Consider the following 2,814-nt stretch of genomic DNA (forward strand, 5'->3'; position numbering starts at 1 on the left):
TCTCAACACGACGGCTGTCACAGTGCCTGCCTCCGACATCGCAGCCACGCATGAGATATTCGTCGCCACCACCCGGAAAAAGGCAACGAAAGATCCGCGGCAGGTGTTCGACGGTGACCGTTCACCGACCACCAGTTTTGCCAGTGTCGAGGTCACCGTTCCGAAGGTCCATCAGGTCGGCGCCATCGAGCGGGTCAGGAGCTCCGCCAACAGCAATCCGGCGAAGGATTTCACGGCAACGGAGGTCGAATTCTACGAAGGCGCCCCGCAATTCGCCAAGGCGGTCGGCGCCGACATCGCCATGCGCGGCGACCGCGCGCTGGTCTTCGTGCACGGCTTCAACAACGGTTTCGACGACGGCATCTATCGGCTGACGCAGATTGCGCACGACACGAAATATCCCGGCACGCCGGTGCTGTTCTCATGGGCGTCGAGCGGCAAAACCACGGGCTATATCTACGACAAGGAAAGCGCCAACGCTGCGCGCGACGATCTCGAAGAGACGCTGCGTATGCTGGCCAAGACGAAGGCCAAGAGCATCGACATTATCGCCCATTCGATGGGCACCTGGGTGACAATGGAGGCGTTGCGCCAGCTTGCCATCACCGGCGACCGCAATCTCAGCGACAAGCTCGGCTACGTCATCCTGGCCTCGCCCGACATCGATGTCGATGTGTTCAAGAAGCAGATGATCCGCTACGGCAAGCCCGACAAGCCTTTCGCCATCCTGCTTTCGGGCGACGATCGCGCCCTCAGACTCTCCTCCTTGATCTCCGGCGACAAGCCGCGCGTCGGCGACTATGGCGACGCGGCCGACCTCGCCAGCTACGGCGTGTCGGTGATCGACCTGACCAAGACAAAGGGCGGCGACCGTCTGAACCACGCCAAATTCGCCGACAACCCGTTCCTGGTGCAGTTGCTCGGCGACCGGCTGCGCGCCCCGGCCGGCCTGGCATCGGAGGAAGCCAACCCGGCGCAGCCGATCGACAATCTCGGCCAGGGCATCGGCAAGGCCGTCGGCTCGGTTGCCGAGATCGTCATCACCACGCCATTCAGGGTGCTGACCATCGCCACCGGCGGATGAGCAATTTGGGCTCGCCCTTGGTCGTTGTCAGACGAACAGGTCGACCTTTTGGAACGTCGTCACGTCAATCAGGCCGACATCGGAAATCCTCAGTTCCGGGATGACGACCAGCGCCAGCAGCGAGTGCTGCATGTAGGCGTTGTTCAGCGAACAGCCCATCTGGCGCATCGCCTCGGTCAGCTTGTCGGCCTTGGCCGCGACGATTTCGGCGCGCTCGTCCGACATCAGCCCGGCAATCGGCATTTCGACCAGCGCCAGTTCCTTGCCCTTGGAGAACAGCACGACGCCGCCACCGACCTCGCCCAGCCGGTTGACGGCCAGTGCCATGTCCTGCTTGCTGGTGCCGACGACGATGATGTGGTGCGCATCATGCGCCACGCTGGAGGCTATGGCGCAGTCGCCCATATAGCCGAAGCCGGAGACGAAGGCATTAGTGACGCCGCCCGTGCCCTTGTGGCGTTCGACCAGCGCGATCTGGCAGACGTCGTTGCGACGGTCCATGGCGACCAGACCGTCCTCCACCGGAAGATCGGCCTCGAGCGCGCGCGTCGGCGCCTGGTTCTCGATCACACCGATGACCCGCACCCGCACCTCGTTGGCGCCGATAGGCGCCACGATGTCGAAATCCCCTGACTTGAGCTTCCTGCCGAGCTTGACGGTGTTCTTCGACGTCTTCGGATAGTCATAGGCCGGAATGTCGATTTCGAGCTTGCCGCCCTTGGCCAGCCTGACGCCGCGGCCATAGACCTCGTCGATAGTCATTGCGGCCAGATCGGAGACGATCAGCAGATCGGCGAGTCGCCCCGGGGCGATCGAACCCAACTCGCGCTCCAGCCTGAAATGCTGGGCGGTGTTGAGCGTCGCCATCTGGATCGCGGTCACCGGCTTCAACCCCTGGCTGATGGCGTGCCTGACCACCCGGTCCATGTGGCCTTCATGGACAAGCGTGCCGGAATGGCTGTCGTCGGTGCACAGGATGAAATTGCGCGGATCGAGCCCGCTCTCCGTCACCGCTTTGATCTGCGAGGCGACGTCGTACCAGGCCGAACCCAGCCTCAGCATCGCCCTCATGCCCTGGCGGACGCGGGCGATGGCGTCCTCGGCGCGCGTGCCTTCGTGGTCGTCCTCGGGGCCGCCGGCGACATAGCCATGGAACGGGAGGCCGAGATCGCGCGAGGCGTAATGGCCGCCAACCGTCTTGCCCGCCCTCACCGTCGCGGCGATCTCGCCCGACATCACCGAATCGTTGGCCGCGACACCGGGAAAATTCATCACCTCGCCAAGTCCGATGATGTTTTCCCACGCCATCGCCTCGGCGACATCGGCGACCGTCAGCTCGGCGCCGGCATGCTCCAGCCCAGGTGCGGAGGGCACGCAGGACGGCATCTGCACTAACACGTTGATCGGCATGGCGACGGCCTCGTCATGCATCAGCCGCACACCCGGCAGGCCGAGCACATTGGCGATCTCGTGCGGATCGATGAACATCGAGGTGGTGCCATGCGGGATGACCGCGCGGCAGAACTCCGTCACCGTCACCATGCCGCTCTCGACATGCATATGCGCGTCGCAGAGACCCGGCACCAGATAGCGTCCGCCGGCGTCGACCACCTTGGTGCCCTGCCCGATGGCGTGGCCGGCATTCGGTCCGCAATAGGCGAAGCGGCCGCCGGCAATGGCAATGTCGGTGCCGGCGATGATCTCGCCGGAGTGAACGTTGACCCAGCGCC

Annotated in this window: 2 protein-coding genes; one reads left to right on the top strand and one right to left on the bottom strand. The window is 64.2% G+C overall.

Annotated features, from left to right (window positions below; translation table 11 throughout):
• A partial coding sequence (locus EOA85_RS31705) for an alpha/beta hydrolase (RefSeq protein WP_245486193.1) occupies positions 1-1,084 on the top strand: 1,084 nt, incomplete at its 5' end.
• 27 nt (positions 1,085-1,111) lie between these two features.
• Here the strand turns inward: EOA85_RS31705 and ade are convergent.
• A partial coding sequence (ade, locus tag EOA85_RS31710) for an adenine deaminase (RefSeq protein ID WP_127212360.1) occupies positions 1,112-2,814 on the bottom strand: 1,703 nt, incomplete at its 5' end.

It is taken from the genome of Mesorhizobium sp. M5C.F.Ca.IN.020.29.1.1, from assembly GCF_003997375.1.
Taxonomy (GTDB): Bacteria; Pseudomonadota; Alphaproteobacteria; order Rhizobiales; family Rhizobiaceae; genus Mesorhizobium; species Mesorhizobium wenxiniae.